The sequence below is a fragment of the Mesorhizobium sp. M7A.F.Ca.US.014.04.1.1 genome, from assembly GCF_003998745.1.
Taxonomy (GTDB): Bacteria; Pseudomonadota; Alphaproteobacteria; order Rhizobiales; family Rhizobiaceae; genus Mesorhizobium; species Mesorhizobium ciceri.
This window is the reverse complement of record NZ_RZRW01001367.1, coordinates 1-574: the sequence shown is the minus strand read 5'-3', so window position 1 is coordinate 574 and position 574 is coordinate 1. Positions and strand designations below refer to the sequence as shown.

The following is a 574-nucleotide window of genomic DNA, read 5'->3' as shown; positions in this document are numbered from 1 at the left end:
TTCCAATATCGATCATGCAGGCGAGAGGGACGAGGCCCGTCGCGTCAAGCCGCTCCTTCGATCTTTGCCGGCAGAGCGCGCGCCATTCAGCTCAAGCGGGAACATTGGCTACGTCAGCAAGTTTGATCGCCATAGCAAGGGGCCGCAGGGCGGGCGCGCAGATGAGACATCTGCTCAAGGAAATCCTGGTCGAGATCGCTGAAATCCTTCCAGCGATGGCTCAAAAGGGCGACAATTCGGCCGAAGCACTGCCTGTCCATGCGCCGAACTTCCCCCACGATCTGGAGCCGGTTATCCGGGCAGACCCTTCCTACGAGGTGCCATCGCAACGCGCCGACGATCGGCATAAATCAGTCGCAGTTGAGCAAGCCGCAAGCTGTATGGAGGGATGCGGCGCCGGCTCGGATGATCTTACCTTTGCCAGTCACTGCAGATGAACCCACGGTCAAGGCTCACGCCTCTGACGGGCACGGCGTCGAGTGCCGAGCGAACGGCTTCAACGTTTGAGGTGTGGGGCCGGGCTTACGGCCTGAAGATCAACGGCGGTTGGCCTGGGGCTCTTCATACCGCCCTC

1 protein-coding gene is annotated in these 574 nt (G+C 61.0%); it reads left to right on the top strand.

Annotation, left to right across the window (positions count from 1 at the left end; genetic code table 11):
• A partial coding sequence (locus EOA22_RS39440) for a hypothetical protein (protein WP_245478814.1) occupies nucleotides 1-437 on the top strand: 437 nt, incomplete at its 5' end.
• Nucleotides 438-574: the final 137 nt, after the last annotated feature.